Below are 16603 nucleotides of genomic sequence, written 5' to 3'. Positions count from 1 at the left end.
TGAAATCAACCGCGCCGACGGTATCCTTCTTTGCCATTGATCGCCGGGAAAGTGGCAACTATCTGATTCGACGCTTCTGTGGCCGCGAACCCGAAGCCCCAGCCGATTTATCCTGATATTTGTTTCTTTTCACCCCCTCGCCACCTTCGGCGTCTTTTGCCGGGTAGACCGGGAGCTGCGCGGGCGGATTCGCCGGAAAGGGCAGCGAGCGCCCGCGACCAGGGGCGATATCGCCACGGCTCAACTGCTCGTTCGCGGTGAACCATTCGTAGTTCTGCCCGCGCGGATCCGGTGGCGCCGGGATATTGTCCAGCAGCCGGTCCGGGCGGACTCGCGGATCATGCACCGGAAACTCGGGGTTGCCGCGCGCCACGGCCAGCATGGCGTCCCTGACGGTGACGAGCTGCGGGGAGCCGCTCACCAGCCGCTCGAACTCCTGCCATGCCTGATCGAGGATCGACTTGGCATCGCTCCGGGGAAGGGTCGCCGACAGCGAACGGTAGTAGTCGGTGTACTGCTCCCCGGAGTGCAGTTCGGTGTGCTCGACGTCGACATCCAGCCGTACGCTGCCGAAACCGAGCGGCCGGCCATACCCCAGCCGCTGGAAGTGACCCGGCGGCAGAGTGAGCAGCCAGGCCAGCGCACCGAGTTCGGACACCTCGAGGTCCCGGACGTCGATCGTGAACCGGAACGTCGTCCCAGGCCGGACCCAGCCCTTGACCGACCGGTTCTGCGAGTCGCGCTGCTCGGCACCGTTCACGGTCTGGTACCGCTTCCGATCCTGGGTCAGGCTGCCGTTCTCGTCGAAAGGCATCCAGGGCCGCCGGAACTCCCGGTAGAACTTGCCGACACGTGCCTGGGTGGGGTCGACCCGCCCCTGACCCTCGCTCCAGTGCTGGGTGCGGTCCAGCCCCGCGTGATGCCAGTACGCCTTACGGCCACGCAGGCCACGCCCCTCCTGGTAGAGCTTCTCCTTGGGCGTACGGTCAGGGAGTGCGGCATCCGGTCTGTCGGCGGATTCGGCGACGTAGAACCTGCCCTGCTGCGGCTTCGGCTTACTGAGGATCGCGAGCGGCACCCCGTCGCCGTCGAAACTCTCGACCGCCTCGCCGGTCTCCTGGTCACACTCGACCGGCCCGATGCGCAGCCGCCCGCGGTACGCCGCCTGCCGAACTCCCGAGCCGTTCGGAGCCACCCAACCGAACACCCGATCCGCAGGGGAAAGCTCGTCGTAGCACGACGCCGGGGCCAGCGAGGCGGGCAGCAACTGCGCCGGGGTCACGGGATAGACGTCTCTGGGCACCATGACCGGATAGAGGCCGACCACCCGGCCGTTCTCCTGCCGGGCGTAGCAGACGGTTCCCGGCTTCAGCGCTGTGCGTTCCTGATCGTAGATGTGTGGGCTCCAGGCGAGTTGGCCCGGTCCGCTGCCGATACGTTCACCAGGTGTGGCGGCGCCACCGTCCGGATGCGACCGTTCAAACAACTCCTGGTCGTCATGCGAGGCCCGGTAGTTGTTCATGAGCCGGTTCCAGTCCTCGACCAGGGCGCTCCACTCGCGCGCCAGCGGGAGCGGCTCCGGCTTGCGCCCCGGCCCCGGAGGCTGGAGGTAGAAGAACCGCTCGCGGGTCTTCCCCTCGATGTTCGGTCCGGTGACGTACGCGATGCCCTCCACCTCCCGCTGCCCTCGCTGGGGAACGAGTCGTTGCGGGGAGCCGGAGCGGACGAAGTCGTCGACTCTCGTGCCGTTACGGCCATCGCCGCTGATCAGCGCCCGCAGGCGCTGCATGTGGACCGGCGCGGTCTCCCCCGGGTAGAGGGCTGCCCCCGACTTCTCGTACATCCGGAGGGTCGCCATCTGGAATCGGTACAGAGTTCCTGGCCCAGCGACGTACACGGGCACCATGCCCAGGGCGAATCCGGCGTCACGGCGGAATCCGAAGGGCGCGTCATGCTTGTCGAAGACGCCGAACCGGGAATTGGTGATTGTCTCGTACGCGGCGCGGAGCATGCCCTTGACAGAAGTGGCAGCCAGGTGAGGCCGACCGTTCCGGATCCGGACCGGGTATACGAGATGGCCGCTCTCCCCTTTCAGTGGCGGCGTCCCTCGCGCGGTGTCGAGAAGGAGCAGCGGCGTCTCCACCGTGAGCCGGACGGCGATGCGTCCCGTCCAGCATCCCGCGCTCAACCGGTCCCGGTCCGGCGGTCTCCTGTCGCCGAGCTCTGCTGGCAGGTCCTCCCGAGGGAAGGCGGGAACGAAGGTGTAGGGGTTCAGGAACTCCTCGGCCATCAGGCGGCACCCTCCAGACGGTACGGCTCGAATCTGAGTAGCCGCTCTTCGGCGACGTTGGCGTTGCCGTGGTCTCGATCCACGGTGACGTATTCGCGGGTGATGAGGCGTACTCGGTCTTGCGGAACGGCAGGAGGGGCCGACCGGGGCACGTTGAGCGTGCCGACCCGGCTGGAGGCGAGTGTGGCCCAGGCGGCGTCTGCCTCCTTGACCTTGCCCCAGACCAGGTAGCGGGTGTCGATCGTGTCGATCGCCTCGATCGGCTCCAGCGGTTCCCAGGAGGAGCCCGGTAGCAGGTTCTTGTTCTCGGTGAGCAGCACCGCGTATCCGGCTTCGACCCAGCGCAGTTCCGCGTCGGGGGTGAACGCTCGGGCTTCGTAGACGGCCGAAAGGTCCACGGGCCCGGCCTTGGTGAGGCAGTCGCGTCCGCTGACCGTGGCCACCTTGTATGCCGAGGGGGCGGTGAGCAGGGCGCATCCGCCGTCCAGCCGGTCGAGCGCCTCCGCCAGGGTGATGCCGGAGATCGCGGCGCCGTACAGCGTTCTCGGCGTGGTTTCCTGTGGGTTCGTCATCACGCCTCCCGAGTCACGTAGTCGGTCCACGCCTGAGCGATGGGTTCGATCTCCCGGCTCGCCAGCACCTCGGGCAAGCTGATCGGTTCCGTCCAGCCCCCGCCGGTCAGAGTGATTTCCTTGACCTCGATGTCGCCGAAGCCACGGTTGACGAGCGCGCCAAGCGGGATGCGTCCGGCGGACAGATCGCGCAGTGTGAGAAACAGCAACGCGAGGGCGTGATCGCGGTCGTCGCCGAGCCGGGTGAGATCAACGCTGAGCCGGATCGGCGCCCAGTCGACCGCATGCGGTTCGAGCACGTGGAACAACCTGCCGTCTGCGGCGCCACCGGTCCACCTGTCGAGGGCGACGTGGTCGGCCTGGGACAGGCCAAGTCCCTCCAGCCGGTCCAGCAGCCCCTCTGACAGCCCTTTCCGCTCGCCGTCCTCGTCACCGACGGGAGGGGTGTCGGCACCGGTCACCGACCGCCACAACGTTTCGGGGATCGTGACCTCGGCCTGGCACTCCTCGACGCGCAGCGCACCGGCGCGCCGTTCGGCGTCGTCGTCGCGGACCGCGCCGAACAGTGCCCGTACGGCGGGCAGCCGGTCCAACTGCGCCCGGAACGCGGCACTGTACGCAGCCGGGGAACCGACCGCGGTTCCGGTCCGCTCATCTGGGAGCCCTTCGGCCGCGCATCCGCCCTGGGTGGCGTCCGACGGCACACCGGCGGGGAGCCCACGGGCGGTGAGTTCCACGAATTCGGCATGGCCGCGCAGGGCTCCCTTGAGGGACGACCCCGGTAGGACAAGGGTGAGGTGGCGACGGTCCACCCGGGTGGTGAGGGGCAGCGTGTCGACGATCAGCCCACTCGACGTGCCACGGACCATCACCGGCGACAGCGGTCGCCAGTCGATCGACACCTCCAGGACTTCACGCCGCTCCGGCAGCCCGGTGTCCTTGGATCGGAGGGACGTTACCGAGCGGCGTCGCATCGGGTCGTCGCGAAGCACCGCGAGCAGGCCCTCAGGCGTGTCGAGCCGGTCCACCACCACATCCAGGGGGTCGTCGAGCAGCCGGACCGAACCGAACCCACGGCTGGTGGCGGCCCCGAGCCTGATCTCGCCTCGGCCGAGTGCGGCCAGAATAGCGACCATGCGCGCCTGGTCCAGGTCCGCCCCCAGTTCTCCCGCCTCGGTTGATTCGATGTCGATCTCCAGTCGCAGGTAGCAGCCCGCAGGTACCACGGCCCGGCCGTACAGGAACTCGGGAGCCGCGGTTCCGGTCGACCGGTCGATGCCGACGAAGGGCCGGAACTCCAGCAGCGCGGGGTCAAGCGGTGTGGCCGGCAGGCCGTGCTCGTCCAGGCGGCAGGTGGTGGCGGCCAGGGCATCCGCGACGAAGACCCGGCTCGCCCTGCCCCCGTCCCCCTGGTCCGGTGTGTAGCCCCACAGGTCGCTGAGGCTCTTCGGTTCCTGTTCTCTGCCCCGGCACCAGTTCCGCAGGACCCCGGCGAGCGTCGTGCCGGGCACGTACACTCTGCCGAGGCCGTCGACGGCGATTGGCAGCGGTTCGGCGGGATCGCCACCGAGCCCGCCGACGTGCAGCGGCGACTCCGTGCGCAGCCAGCCTCGGGCGCGGATTCTGCTCGTCACGCGGCGGCCCACTCTGGCGATCATCGTGTCCTCCCCTCCGCAGGCACGGGCGTCCGCGCCGTCTCCACATCGCCCGTCCGCGTCGCCGTGTGGCGGACCTGCGCGGCCACGCATGCCGTGATGAGCACGCGTACGGCCTCGTCGTGGAGCTCGGTCCGGAGAATGGCCGCCCCATCGAGTGTCACGGTGAGTTCGTCCTCGTTCAGGCTGAATTGCGTCCAGACCTCGTCGGGGTCTTCGAGAAGCCGGAAGAGCAGTGCCACCTTCTCCTCCGGCCACGAACGACGCCCGGCGTTGGATTTGGTGAGCCAGGTCAGCCGGTTTCTGGCCAGATCCATCGAGGGTTCCCTGACCACATCCCGGAGCCCGTTGAGCTGTGACGAGGTCACCTCCTCCGGCAGGAAACGGCCCCGCCTGACCGGATCGGCCATGATGAGCTCGCAAACGCGGTGCACTTCGGCGCGCCAGGCCGCCCGCTCGAAGATCCTGCCCTCAGTGTGGCCCCTCTCTCCCGGTGCGAGCGGCTCAACCCGCGCGGCGTCTCGATCCTGGGAATCCGCGAGGGTCGGCGTTCGCCCCTCGAAGCTTCGAAAGAGGAGCTCATGGTCGATCTCGATTTGCCCGAATCCTTCTGCCCGGCGTTCCCCTATTCCGGCGGCGCGCAACTCGTCCAGGACTTCGGCGGTCACCTGGCCGCCCTCGACGGTGAAGGTCAGGCAGGTTCCGGCGGCCAGGCCGTACAGGGTTGGGCGGGGCAGGCCCCAGCCGCGATGCCAGCTCTCGGTGCGGCCGGTGCCCATCGCGGTGACGGTAGCCGCCACGTCGTCCGGATTGCCCACTACTTGGGTGAGGCGCAGGTGCGGTGCGCCCGCTCGCGTGAGCGCCTGCGCCAAGGCGCGGGCGACGTCGGCGGGGTCGGTGCTCGGACGCAGCCGGCGGTCGCGCACCAGTAGGTCGGAGAGCAGCCACACCCGGAGCAGACCGGGTGTCCGCTGGCCGGCGGCCACGGCCGGGACGACCGGCCGTGCCTCGACCCGCACCCGCCCATAGTCGTCCTTGGCGGAACGGCCGATCCGCCAAGTCCCGCATAACCCCTTCTCCCAGTCCGGCGGCAGCGCTCCAGTCCGCACCCGCACCTCCGCGCGGAGCATCGTCCCGGCGGCCAGCGCCTTGTAGGTGTAGACCCCGCCGACCTCCTGAGTCGGTCGCTGCTCGCCGTCTCCGACCGTGTTGTGCATGCGCAGTGTGAAGGCGGGAGCCACCACGGCGCCCAACTCCTCGCCATCCACCACCACGTAACCGTCCCGGTAGGGCTTGCCCTCCGCCTGGTCTCCGGCCATTCGATTGCCGATGACGGCCTTCTTGTCGTTCTTCTTGTGCACGAGAACCCTCGGCACCGGCGACGTACGCGCCTTACCCGGCGACAGCGGCGTGGCGGCCGTGACCACCAGGTCGCCGGTACGGACGAGAGCGTGCGCCGGGCCGCCCAGCCGTCGGGCGACCTCCGGCATGAGACACCACCCGGGCAGATGCCCCTGTCCCTGCGTCAGGTTCCCCTGGACGACGGCTCCGGCCAGAACCGGTTCCTGGACGGTGAAAACGAGTTCGACCCGCTCCCATCCACGCCCGCCTGCCGCCGTCACCGGCGTGGGCCGGTCCTCCACCGCGTACGGCGAACCGCCCGGCGGCACAGGAATCGGCCTCTGGACCAGCACGGCGAAGTCCGGGACGACAGCGCGAAGTTCCAGCCGGCATCTGCCCGCCCCTCTGCGCCGCTTGCCGCCGATCCGCTCCAGCAGCCGCGCCCCGGCTGTGAGGAACGCGAGCGCGACCTCCTGTTGCGCGGGTTCCATCTCGTCGAAGCCCCGCAGAGAGGCGTTGCCGGTGAGCGTGACACCCGCCCTGGCCATCTCCTCGAATCGCAGCTTCTCGGTTTCCGCGGTCCCCGTGACGGGGTCGATCGCCACGCCCGGCTTGCGGAATGTCGCCGCCCACGCCACACGGGGCTGTCCGCGCAGCAGGTCTGTGAGACGCTGGGGCAGCCGAAGCGGACCGTCGAGGGCAAGCGCGGCCGGCCGCACCGGCTCCTCGCCCGCTCTGTACTGCCCGCCGAACAGGAATTCCAGCCAGTCGTGCCACGCCCCAGAAGGACCGGCGTCCAGCGCGTGCGCCACCACCTCGCAGGAGTCCCGCCAGACCCCGATGAGCGTCTTGGCCGGAACGATCGGCGCGTCCGGCGCGGTCGGCTCACGAGCCGCGTCACGCTGCACGAGGCGGTCGGCGTACCCCCTGATTCCGGTGCCCGTTCCGATCCGCCAATCGCTCAGCATGAGCAGGTTCAGTTCGATGTTCACCTGACTCCCCCACCGGTGATGAAAGGCGCGGCGGCCATGGCGTCGACCAGGCCGGTCACCAACGTCCCCTCGTGATCCCACACAAGTCGCCCGGAGTCGTCGCCCAGTTCGTCCAGTGCGCGCAGACGATTCAGATCCCCCGCGAACCGGGTCCGGAGCAAGCCCAGCCGGGCGTTTGCGACATCCACCCCGAGACACAGGCCCTCCCGCAGGTCGTGCGCGGCACCGCTCGGCACGAGCGGCTCGCCTGAGCGGGCGTCCTTACGCCCAAGCGCGGCGACACGCCCCTCCAGGTCGCTCCACCGTCTCCCCTTCGCTCGCGGATCTTCACTCCCCGCTCCCACGATGTACGGCGAGGCACTGGCAGCCGCTCCTCCTGACGCCATGATCGATTTCCGGAACCGGGTCAGGTCGGGAGCGGAGCTTTCCATCAATACGGCGAACGCCATAGCGGATGTCCACTCCTTGACCTGTTTGGCCTCAGACGTGATCAGCTCCTCGGCCAGGTCGTAAGCGAACCGGAACGGATAGTTCCGCTTGACGATCGCCACTCCCGCAGCCGCTGTCAGCCTCGGCAGGCCCGCTCTGTCCAACGCGGGACGCAACGTGGAGTCATGCTCGGTCTCCCGCTCGAACTCCTCCAGATAATGACGGGTGAACGACAACGCAACCTCACCGTGGCAAAGCACGGTCAGATCGTCGCCGCCGAGCACGAGCGGGAGCACCAGCGGCCTGCCTTCGACATTCCAGCGGCTCTGTTCAGCGGCCAGCCGGTCGAGTGCCAGATGGAACGCCTTCAGCGCGCACCTGTCCACGCCGCGCGACAGTGCGCGCAACTCCTCCAAATAGGTGGCATCTACCTCTCCACGCGGAGAGACGGCCCCATCGAGGCCGCCCTTACCGATCTCGCGGAAAAGCTGACCGAAGCCGTTCCCGTCCGCGTGCACCACAGCCACCCAGTCGGCCCTCAACCCCAGGGAATCGACGATCTTCGACATGGTCTGGGGTGTTGTCAGCGCGACCTCTGCCAGCCGTTTCAGCGCGGCCGGGAAATGGGCCAGCTTCGCCACCGAAGCCGCTGACCTCGTGACCAGCGGCTCATCGGGCGCCTCCCGGCGCAGCCCGGAAGCCGGCAGGCCCGTCGACTGGCAGTCCGCCACCAGCGGCAGCCGGAGAAACCTTGCCTGCGGTCCCGGCCTGCCCTCCTGCAGGGCGGCCAGCGCCTTGCCCGCCCTCTCCCGGCTCGCGGGTAGCGACTCGCCCTCGATCACCTCCTGGACGACCCCGCAGACGTCCAACCCGGGGGCTTCGCGCAGGGCCCGCCTGGTCAGCTCCGTGACGAGGCGCCGTCCCGCATCCGCCTCTCTCACCAGGGCGGTGACCATCCCCGCGCTTGCCGTGATGAGTTCGACGGCGTGGCCGTCCTTCAGCCGCCACTCCTCGTGAAACCCCGGAAACGTCGTCGCCAGCGCATCCTCCGCCCAGGAGCCGTTGACTCGCACAATCAGATCGGAGGCTCCGACGATCTCCTTCCGCTTCCGCGAGGAGAAGATGTAACGCTGCTTGCCCGCCGTATTGATCACGACGAGATACATGGCTCGCCTGCCTTTTCAGTAGATGTCTGGTACGGATGGGGGACGGCCTTCACCGACTGGCCGATCAGCCAGCCCAGCGCGAAGGCGACACTCGCCGGGGCTGCGATGAACAGCCGAGGACGCAGGTTCGCGTACTGCGGCCGCGCCCCGATCCAGCTGCGCCACGCTGCGTGGACATGCCGCACGGCCAGTTCGAAGTCGGCCGTCGTCTCCGGAAGGTTGGCCGGCTCGCCATCGATGACCAGCGCCGCCCGGCACCGCTCCCAACGTCCATCGGTGTCGGCGCAGCCATCACGTGCGGCCCGCAGCGCCTGGTCGACCATCAACGGAAGGTGCGCCAGGTGCACGACAATGGCCACCGCCGTGCCATCGGGCGCCCCCTCGAAGTCCGGCTCCTCGATCACCTTCGCCAATCCCGCAGCTCGTGACGTCTCGGCCGGGCTCAGCGGCTCCTTCAGGTGGCTGGTGATCCGGATCGAGGGAAAGAAGTCCGACCGGCCTAGCTCCGACCGCTGCGGCAGCACCACCTGGTGAGACAACTCGACCAACGCGTCAACTGGCTCCCCAGCCTGATCCTCTTCCCGCTTCTCCGGCTCAACCGGAGAAGCAGCCTGATCCCCAATCGCCGCCCCCGTGCCACGGCGAACTACGGGAAGGCCCCCGCCGGTGGCGCGCAACTTCCGCTGCACGTTGAACTTGAACATCGCGCCCAGCTCAAAAGCGTCAGGCAGGGAGGCATTGATGTACAGCGACACCGGCGTAGACGGATCCGCCTCGGACAACTCGGTCAGCCGCGCTGTGGCCAGCTCGTACGCCAACTCCAGCGAATCCCTACGCCTTTCGCGGACCTTCGCCAGACCAGCCAGGTCGTCACCCGGCCTCGGCGCCGGAACCGTTCGTCGTACGACGAAGCAGGAGTCGTGGCTACGGCGAGCATGGTCAGCCGCGGCTGCCGTCCACTGACTACTCCACGGCCCCCGCCAGGTGCTCTGCGGCAGGGAGATCACGATTCCCACACCCTTGGTGCGCTGCTGCCACAGGTTGACCCCCGCGAACATCAGCGCCGACACGAGGCACAACCCCGTCAGGAGAACTCGCTGATCGCCCAGCCACCCCTTGATCACGTCAGGCAGAGTCCCCGCAGCCACAGCACCGGCAATACCGGCAACGGCCACGACCCCCCATCCCGACACGACATCCAACAGCGACCTCACCCTGCCCACCCCGGCCCGCTCCCGGGAGATCCTGGTCACCTTGGCCCCCTTCACCACGTTTCCGCTCTCACCCTCTACAGATGGACGAAAGAAGACAGACCGATGAGTGGTGATGAGGACGCCACAGATCAGCTGCCAGTCTCGCCGGTCGACTTGTTGCCACCCCTCGTAGGGGCGATGAGGACGAGGCGTCCGTCAAGCCTGCCGCGCTCGCGTGGGGTGGTTGCGACCCCCCGTAGGGGCCGATGAGGACAGGACAGCCGAGCCCTTGATCGCACAGTGGAAGGTGCGGTTGCGACCCCTTGTAGGGGCGATGAGGACCGTGTACCTGGACACCGAGACCACCCACCTGGAAGAGTTGCGACCCCTCGCAGGGGCAATGAGGACGGCCGAGTTCGGCGACGAATGGCACTTCTACCTGTTGCGACCCCTCGTAGGGGCGATGAGGACCCGGCCGTGGACGTGCTGTGCCTTCAGGAGGCGCGGTTGCGACCCCTCTCAGGGGCAATGAGGACGGCCGAGTTCGGCGACGAATGGCACTTCTACCTGTTGCGACCCCTCGTAGGGGCGATGAGGACCCGGCCGTGGACGTGCTGTGCCTTCAGGAGGCGCGGTTGCGATCCCTCTCAGGGGCAATGAGGACGGCGACTGCCAGGGATGAAGGTGGCGAGCAGCCGGACTGGTCAAGTCCTCGCTCCGACACGTTACGCCGCCAGCCATAGTCTCGCCTCATGGCGGTAGTCGCGCGAGCCGCAAGGTGCATAGTATGTAGAGGTACTACACTCGATATAATGGGTTCGTGATCTATCATCTGGAGATCGTTACAGAGGTACGGGAGTGGCTCCATCAGCTTCGCCATACCGATCGTGCCAGCGCCATCCTGGTGGGTCAGGCGATCACCGCACTACTTGAGGAAGGACCCAGTCTCGGCAGACCCTTAGTTGATCGGATCAAGGACTCGAAGCTGCACAACCTGAAAGAACTACGTCCTGGCTCCACTGGGACGACGGAGATAAGGATTTTGTTTATCTTCGATCCGGCTCGTAATGCGGTCCTCCTCGTGGCGGGCGACAAGGCCGGACAATGGACCACGTGGTATCGAGAGTCGATCCCTGTCGCCGAGGCTCGATATGCGATCTATTTGAAAGAAAAGGAGGAATCATGAGCAGCACCCACGGATACGACCGCGAAAGCTTCCTTTCCGAATTCTTCCCTGACGCTGATGATCGGCTCGAGGTCGAGGCTGGCGCGCAGGCTCTCGTCAGCGTCAGCAGGGCCCATCGGCTGGCCGAGATGCGCAAGCGTTTGGGATTGACGCAGGCTGAGGTCGCAGCGCGAATGCACGTGCGCCAGGAACGCGTCTCCGCCATCGAACGCGCCAAAGTCGATACCAGTGAACTGAGAACCCTTGCCGCCTACATCAAAGCCCTCGGCGGACGAATGGAGATCATCGCTGACTTCGGCGGCGAACGCCTTGTAATCGGCTGACGCGAAGATGCTCGATGTGAGCGTTTCCCAAACTCGTCGACGACATGTTCGGCTGTGGACGATAGGCGAACGCCGCCGTGCTGGTCGTGATGATCTATAAACAAGATCGGCGCATCGACAACCCGGCCCGATTCGAGATGGACCTCAACTCCGTCGACCTGAACTCCTCGTCCGCGTCGTTGTCACTTAGGGCTGAACTGCCCCAGTTCTGCCGCGATTTCGCGGAAATTGAAGTCGGGCTCCTATCGCGGCGCATCGGAAATGCGAAATGCAGCGCTGCGACCTGTCGTAGGGGCGATGAGGACCTGGGAGACGGTTCACCTGCTCCTGACCACGATGTTGCGACTGCTTGTAGGGGCGATGAGGACCAGGGCAACCGGATCTCCCCACATGGTGGTGGCACCGTTGCGACCCCTCGTAGGGGCAATGAGGACTGGCTCGCCGGGATGGACCGGACACCCCGACGACTACCTCGAGTTGCGACCCCTCGTAGGGACGATGAGGACCCGAGGAGTGCCCGGAGACCACCATCGGCGGCATCTGGTTGCGACCCCTTGTAGGGGCAATGAGGACCTCCCGCACGCCGCACACTCCAGGTCACGCAGGACCAGTTGCGACCCCTCGTAGGGGCGATGAGGACCTCGCCAGCGGCAAGCTCCAGCCGGGCGATCGCCTCCCGTCGTTGCGACCCCTCGTAGGGGCGATGAGGACTCCCAGTCGTTGGGTCCATACTCAAGGTGATGAACGGGTTGCGACCCCTCGTAGGGGTGATGAGGACTGGGGTTGTCCGCGTCCTGGTTGGTGACAAGACATACGTTGCGACCCCTCGTAGGGGTGATGAGGACCGGAAGGTCACCGTCGTCGTGATCCACACCGGCTCGAGTTGCGACCCCTCGTAGGGGTGATGAGGACTACTGGGCGAGCCGGTGGCCGGTCGCCTCGCCGGGTTGCGACCCCTCGTAGGGGTGATGAGGACCCGTTCGCCGACGTGTGCACCCCGCACCCGCTGCCGTTGCGACCCCTCGTAGGGGTGATGAGGACTCACCGCGAGCTGCCTCGAAGGGGTCCGCTGGTTGTTGCGACCCCTCGTAGGGGTGATGAGGACCGCCGCTTGGGACGACTCCCCGGGCCGAGACCACTAGTTGCGACCCCTCGTAGGGGTGATGAGGACCCGATCGTGCGCGGGCTCACCACCCGGGTTGCGGTTGCGACCCCTCGTAGGGGTGATGAGGACCCCAGTGTAAAGACGCAGGTCAGGGTAGGTCTTGTCGGTGGTTTGGGGCCGGGTTTTGCAGTGAACCTCCGGTTGTGCAGGAGACCCGGGAGGTTTGCTGCAAAATCAAGATCGAAACGGGATGGGCTGGGTTAGAGGATATCGGTGGGGGCCGGCTGGGGGATGCCCCATTCTTGGCGTTGTGGGTTGGTGCCTGGGGGGAAGGTGAAGACCAGGACGCTGTCGTAGGACTGGTCGATTACCTCTTCTACGCGGTGGCGGAAGCGGCGGAGTTGGGCTGGGGTCAGTGCGCCTTCGAAGACGCTTCGTTGTACGTGATGCAAATATTGGCGGCAGAGGCGCAGGATGGCGGCGTTGCGTTTGGCCAGGGTGTCGTAGACGACCACGACGTACATGCGGGGTCACCACCAGATCCGGAACGGCTTGTACGGTGTGCCCTCCAGGCAGGTGCGGGTGAGTTGTAAAGCCTCCAGGTACAGCAGTTCTTCGTAGGCCACGTTCCGGCTCAGCCCCCGGTGCTGGATCGTCACGGCCAGTTCGTCCCGTACGGTCTGGATCACCAGCTTGCGGCCGGATTCGCTGAGCATCGCCTGGTTGACGTCCACGTCGAAGTGGCCGGGTTTGAGCTGCCCCCGGCCCGCGAGCCGGAGCAGGAGCCGTTCCGCGAACAGTGGCTTGAAGACCTCGGCGAGGTCCAGGACGAGTGAGTGGCGCTGGCGTTCCATCGAGCTGTGCAGGAAGGCGACGCCTGAGTGCAGTGGGGTGAGCCGGACTGCCGACAGTACGCGCGCGTAGACGATCCCGTTGACATAGCTGATGAAGGCGTTTCCGGCGTTGAGCGGAGGCCGGCGGCTCCGCCCCTCCAGGCGCAGCCACTCGGGCAGGCGAGTGTCCAGCACCGCCCACGCCGACCGGCGGAAGGTGCCTTCGGCGCCCATCAACTCCTCCTTGGTGGAGGCATCCGCGAGCGAAGCTTCGAGAACGGCCATCGGCCGGGCCAGGAGCTTGCGGTCGACCACGCGACGGATGTTCGCGGCGGCACTGGCCACGATGGCCCTTGCGACCCCAAGCGAGGCGCCGGGATCTTCGGCCAGTCTGACCTGAGCGATGACGGTCTGCCCCGAGACACTGGTCTCCGAGGTCAGCAGAGATCCCGCATAGTCCCCGTAATGGCTCAGGAAGTGGACGTTGATGCGGTGCTGGTTGAGCAAGCTGATCACGGACGTGTTGATGTCGACGGCCTCGCAGGCGACGATGTCCCGCACGTCAGTGATCGGGATGTGCACAGGAGCGCCTTCAGCCCGTTCGATGCGCAGTGATTGATCTTTGCGACGGATCCGGCAGGGCGCTGTCAACCAGTAGGTACGGGACGCGGTGGGCATCTATTCGTTCCAGCAGTAGTCGGCGTAGGAGCAGCCACGGCAGGCCGATCGAGCGAGCCGGGGTGGGGAGTCGGGCGCGGCCAGCACCGCCAGGACCTCGGCGATATCGGCCCGCGCCTGCTCGGCCGCCTGCTCCGTGTACGGCAGGCGTCTGGTGCGACGGGTCTTGGGATAGTGCAGGATGCCGCCCTGCGCGGCGACCCCCACATTGATGAGCCGATAGCAGTAGTGCATCGCCTGGGCCTCGTCCGCCCGGCTCGGTCGGGAGGACGACTTGACCTCGTGCACCCAGGCCGCGCCGTCGAGATGGTCGAGCCGCGCGGCGCCGAGGTCGATCGGTGAGCTGCGGGTGTAGGAGGTCTCGTGAACGGCCTCACCCAACTGGACGCTGACGCTGAGCTGCTCGGGACGTATCCCCCGGGCGTACAGCCAGAGTTGCCGGCGGCAGTGGTAGAGGTACTTGATATGCACACCGCCCACATCGTCGGCGCTGATCACAGCACTTCTCCCGGTTGGTAGACCTGGGCGGCCCGTCCGCGGATCGCACCGAGTCCGAACTGCTTGTCGTAGTCGGCCTCGATGACCCGTACGCCGAGACGCTTCTCCCACGTCGACAGCGGCGCGGCCCAGTACGGCATCGGAATCAGATAGCGCTCGGCGAGCAGCCGCCCGGCGGCCCGGCTTCCGGGCACCTGGTTGAGGCTCGCCTCGTAGTCGTCCTGATCCTGGGCGAGCACGGCTTCGGTGCCGTCGAAGAGTTCGTCGAATCGCTCGGCGAGATCATCACGGCTGGCGAACGGATGGGCGAACCCGAGAAAGGCGTCCGCGAACTCTTCCCGATGTTTCTGTACCTCGTCGAACCAGTCCTGACCCCACGGCGTGCCGTACACCTCGTCCAGCCACAACCTCGCCTGCGCCTCGTCCACCTCCGTCCCGTCGTTCCGGGTGAGGATCGTCCAGCCGAGTTCGACAGGCACCCGCGGGTAGACGCCATCGGCGTGGTCTCCGCCGCCCCTCCGCCGGGATACATATGAGGGCAGATGAACGACGACGTCGGCAGGCGGGCGCGAGGCGACCCGATTCACCCGGCCGAACCGCTGCAACAGCGCCTCCAGGGGTGCCGCGGAGGTGAACAGGCAGTCGAAGTCGACGTCCAGGCTCACTTCGACGACCTGGGTGGCCACCACCAATCCGCCTTGCCTGGGCTGACCTGTGCCGAATCGATCAATGATCGACGATTCCAGGGCTGCCCGGTCCATCCGCCGGAACCGTGAATGCAGCAGGAAGGCCGATGCGGCGTACGGAGCCAGCTCGGCGAACAGGTGCTGAGCATCGGCGACGTTGTTGGCCACGACCAGCACCGACCTGTCGGGCGAGGTCACGAGCCTGTCCCTGATCTCGCTCACCGAGGCCGGGTCGGTCAGGTGTCGCTCGCGCAGGGACAGCCGGTGCCGCGGTCGGCCCTCCGCCTTCCCCTCGGCAATGTGGACATCCCGTCGCAGCGTCTCCCGGAAGAGCCGCACCAGTGCATCCGGGAGCGTGGCCGAGAGCACGGCGATCCGCCCGCCAAGCCGCTCCCACAGCCGTCCCATGGCAAGGATGTAGCCGAGCCGTTGAGTGTCGTAGGCGTGCAACTCGTCGAGCACGAACACGGAGTTCGCCGCGTCGATCAGCGTTCCCGCGTGGGACGGTCCGGCCAGCACCCCGCGCAGGATCTGGTACGGCGTGCCCACACGTACGGTCTCCCGGAACAGCCGGGTCGCGGCGGCCCGGGAGACGGCTTTCCGCGCCTTGTTTCCATTATCTGCCTCCTCGTCCTCCGGGCAGATCGCGGCGGCCAAGTGGTAGGAGGCGGCCCTGGAGTGCATGACACCCACCAGTTCCTCGTCCCCAAGCAGACCACCGAGGCGTACGGCCATCGCGTTGATGGAGGCGAGGTAGGGCAGGGTGAAGAAGACCCGCGGCACACCTCCGGTCGCTCGGCCGATCGCCACGGTCTGCGCGGCTGCCCAGAGCAGGCCTGCCTCGGTCTTGCCCGAGCCGGTCGGCGCGCGCAGCAGCAGATGGCCGTCGACCTCGCCCGCCTCGATCTGATGCGGACGCAGTTCTCGGCCCCGGCTCGCGAACGCCTCCTCCAGCAAGGGCCGGAATTCCGGCCCGAGCGGCTGGTGCCCGTGCAGCGCGCTGTGCGCGGAGGAGACGTGGTCGGCCAGTGTCACCGCTCCCTGCAGGAGCACCGCCGTCAGCCCTTCGTCCGGAGACACCGGCATCTCCCACCGGTCCAGCAAGAGGTCGAAAACCTCGCGGGCGGTGCCGATCACGTCCAGGTCAGCCCGTACGTCATGAACGGCCGGCAGTCCCGCCCGCCTCGCCGTGTCGGCCAGCCATTCGGCTAGTTCGGCGGCCACGTCATCGGGAACCGGGGCGAGTCTGGCTCGCCATTCCGGTACGGACGCCCCGCCATACTTCCGAACGAGCGGCCTGCTGCCGCCCTCCAGGCAGCGGTGGTGAGTGGCGACGCCGGTCGCGGTCCAGGCGAGAAGATCCTCGTCGGTGATGAGGTTGGGCAGGAAGCCCAGGGAGACTACCTCGTGCCGCTCACCCCAGGCTCGAAGATGTCCTCTGAGCATGGCCTGGAACCCGTCAGGGATCTTTCCGGCGTCATGGCAGAGCGCGGCCAGGCAGGCTGCGGACCAGAACAGCCCATCGGTGACCTGGTCCGCCACGGTGATCGTTCCCACCCGTCGCCGCAACGCGAGCGCCCCGGCCAGCGTGGCAGCCAGGTGAGCTGTCAGCGCCTCCACCGGATCGCTCTTGGCGAGCGTGTCCCGGAGCGCCAT

At 67.3% G+C, this 16603-nt stretch carries 12 protein-coding genes and 1 CRISPR repeat array; of the genes, 2 read left to right on the top strand and 10 right to left on the bottom strand.

What is annotated here, in order from left to right; genetic code table 11:
- Nucleotides 1–58: 58 nt before the first annotated feature.
- Genes KIP79_RS12670 through KIP79_RS12645 form a run of 6 tightly spaced genes read right to left on the bottom strand, consistent with a single transcriptional unit; the run spans nucleotide 59 to nucleotide 9698 of the window.
- Complete coding sequence (locus KIP79_RS12670; protein ID WP_214104961.1) at nucleotides 59–2290, bottom strand: TIGR03986 family type III CRISPR-associated RAMP protein; 2232 nt, start codon at nucleotides 2288–2290, stop codon at nucleotides 59–61.
- Nucleotides 2290–2862, bottom strand: a complete 573-nt coding sequence (gene csx19 / locus KIP79_RS12665; RefSeq protein WP_214104960.1) for a type III-D CRISPR-associated protein Csx19 — start codon at nucleotides 2860–2862, stop codon at nucleotides 2290–2292. Before csx19 ends, KIP79_RS12670 begins: the two co-directional genes overlap by 1 nt.
- Nucleotides 2862–4520 (bottom strand): RAMP superfamily CRISPR-associated protein, encoded by a 1659-nt coding sequence (locus KIP79_RS12660; RefSeq protein ID WP_214104959.1) that lies wholly within the window; start codon nucleotides 4518–4520, stop codon nucleotides 2862–2864. Before KIP79_RS12660 ends, csx19 begins: the two co-directional genes overlap by 1 nt.
- Entirely contained in the window at nucleotides 4517–6850 is a 2334-nt protein-coding gene (locus KIP79_RS12655; RefSeq protein WP_214104958.1) for an RAMP superfamily CRISPR-associated protein, read from the bottom strand. Before KIP79_RS12655 ends, KIP79_RS12660 begins: the two co-directional genes overlap by 4 nt.
- Nucleotides 6847–8445 (bottom strand): Cas10/Cmr2 second palm domain-containing protein, encoded by a 1599-nt coding sequence (locus KIP79_RS12650; protein WP_214104957.1) that lies wholly within the window; start codon nucleotides 8443–8445, stop codon nucleotides 6847–6849. The genes KIP79_RS12655 and KIP79_RS12650 overlap by 4 nt, the downstream gene beginning before the upstream one ends.
- A complete protein-coding gene (locus KIP79_RS12645) occupies nucleotides 8430–9698 on the bottom strand; it encodes a hypothetical protein (RefSeq protein WP_214104956.1) in 1269 nt (422 codons plus the stop codon). Before KIP79_RS12645 ends, KIP79_RS12650 begins: the two co-directional genes overlap by 16 nt.
- A 760-nt stretch (nucleotides 9699–10458) precedes the next feature.
- Between KIP79_RS12645 and KIP79_RS12640 the strand changes: the two genes are divergently transcribed.
- Both KIP79_RS12640 and KIP79_RS12635 read left to right on the top strand, forming a co-directional pair.
- Complete coding sequence (locus KIP79_RS12640) at nucleotides 10459–10824, top strand: type II toxin-antitoxin system RelE/ParE family toxin (RefSeq protein WP_214104955.1); 366 nt, start codon at nucleotides 10459–10461, stop codon at nucleotides 10822–10824.
- Nucleotides 10821–11147: an XRE family transcriptional regulator gene (locus KIP79_RS12635; protein ID WP_214104954.1), complete on the top strand. Its 327-nt coding sequence runs from the start codon at nucleotides 10821–10823 to the stop codon at nucleotides 11145–11147. Before KIP79_RS12640 ends, KIP79_RS12635 begins: the two co-directional genes overlap by 4 nt.
- Nucleotides 11148–11422: 275 nt before the next feature.
- A CRISPR array of direct repeats spans nucleotides 11423–12381; the repeat unit is 30 nt; unit sequence GTTGCGACCCCTCGTAGGGGTGATGAGGAC.
- A 131-nt stretch (nucleotides 12382–12512) separates the two neighbouring features.
- On the opposite strand, the gene cas2 is transcribed toward KIP79_RS12635, so the two are convergent.
- The 4 genes from cas2 to cas3 are packed head-to-tail and all read right to left on the bottom strand — an operon-like array spanning nucleotide 12513 to nucleotide 16603.
- Nucleotides 12513–12776, bottom strand: a complete 264-nt coding sequence (gene cas2 / locus KIP79_RS12630; RefSeq protein ID WP_214104953.1) for a CRISPR-associated endonuclease Cas2 — start codon at nucleotides 12774–12776, stop codon at nucleotides 12513–12515.
- Between the two features lie 6 nt (nucleotides 12777–12782).
- Nucleotides 12783–13763 (bottom strand): type I-B CRISPR-associated endonuclease Cas1b, encoded by a 981-nt coding sequence (cas1b, locus tag KIP79_RS12625; protein ID WP_214104952.1) that lies wholly within the window; start codon nucleotides 13761–13763, stop codon nucleotides 12783–12785.
- Nucleotides 13764–14261: a CRISPR-associated protein Cas4 gene (locus tag KIP79_RS12620; RefSeq protein WP_214104951.1), complete on the bottom strand. Its 498-nt coding sequence runs from the start codon at nucleotides 14259–14261 to the stop codon at nucleotides 13764–13766.
- Complete coding sequence (gene cas3 / locus KIP79_RS12615; RefSeq protein WP_214104950.1) at nucleotides 14258–16603, bottom strand: CRISPR-associated helicase Cas3'; 2346 nt, start codon at nucleotides 16601–16603, stop codon at nucleotides 14258–14260. Before cas3 ends, KIP79_RS12620 begins: the two co-directional genes overlap by 4 nt.

Origin of the sequence: Acrocarpospora catenulata, from assembly GCF_018476525.1 — a bacterium.
Lineage (GTDB): Bacteria > Actinomycetota > Actinomycetes > Streptosporangiales > Streptosporangiaceae > Acrocarpospora > Acrocarpospora catenulata.
This window is presented reverse-complemented; position numbering and strand designations above follow the sequence as displayed.

Excerpts from the sequence above, each read along its gene's own strand:
- cas3 (WP_214104950.1), bottom strand. The coding sequence starts at position 16,603 with ATGGCGCTCCGGGACACGCTCGCCAAGAGCGATCCGGTGGAGGCGCTG.
- KIP79_RS12670 (WP_214104961.1), bottom strand. The coding sequence starts at position 2,290 with ATGGCCGAGGAGTTCCTGAACCCCTACACCTTCGTTCCCGCCTTCCCT.
- cas2 (WP_214104953.1), bottom strand. The coding sequence starts at position 12,776 with ATGTACGTCGTGGTCGTCTACGACACCCTGGCCAAACGCAACGCCGCC.
- KIP79_RS12650 (WP_214104957.1), bottom strand. The coding sequence starts at position 8,445 with ATGTATCTCGTCGTGATCAATACGGCGGGCAAGCAGCGTTACATCTTC.
- KIP79_RS12635 (WP_214104954.1), top strand. The coding sequence starts at position 10,821 with ATGAGCAGCACCCACGGATACGACCGCGAAAGCTTCCTTTCCGAATTC.
- cas1b (WP_214104952.1), bottom strand. The coding sequence starts at position 13,763 with ATGCCCACCGCGTCCCGTACCTACTGGTTGACAGCGCCCTGCCGGATC.
- csx19 (WP_214104960.1), bottom strand. The coding sequence starts at position 2,862 with ATGACGAACCCACAGGAAACCACGCCGAGAACGCTGTACGGCGCCGCG.
- KIP79_RS12660 (WP_214104959.1), bottom strand. The coding sequence starts at position 4,520 with ATGATCGCCAGAGTGGGCCGCCGCGTGACGAGCAGAATCCGCGCCCGA.